The 361-nt window shown below is 56.5% G+C and carries 1 protein-coding gene; it reads left to right on the top strand.

The window, feature by feature from the left end; all coding sequences use genetic code 11:
• Positions 1 to 361 (top strand): VOC family protein (locus AB4Y92_RS26725; protein ID WP_441822367.1); only part of this gene is annotated, 361 nt, incomplete at both ends.

Raw genomic sequence — 361 nt, 5'->3', positions numbered from 1 at the left:
GTGTTGACCCAGCTTATGGGCTTCCGCCAGAAAGGCCAATACGCATCGACTGTCGCAGGACAAAAGGATATTGTCGTCTATGAGACCGGAGAAGGCGGCAGCGGCGCGGAGATCCATATCGAGGAGCGGAACGATCTGCCTCGCGAGGTGCAGGGCGTCGGCGGTGTCCATCATGTTGCCTTCCGCGTCGATAATGACGATGAGCTGCGCGAGTGGATTGAGCACATCCGCGGCGTAAGAATTCCAAACTCGGGTTTCGTGGATCGCTTCTACTTCCGTTCGTTGTATTTCCGCGAGCCAAACGGCATCTTGTTCGAGCTTGCAACTGACGGACCTGGCTTCGATACGGACGAGGATATCC

This window comes from Lysobacter sp. TAB13, assembly GCF_052113885.1.
Lineage (GTDB): Bacteria > Pseudomonadota > Gammaproteobacteria > Xanthomonadales > Xanthomonadaceae > Lysobacter > Lysobacter gummosus.
Note: the sequence above shows the minus strand (reverse complement) of the source record. Positions and strands in the feature narration are given on the sequence as shown.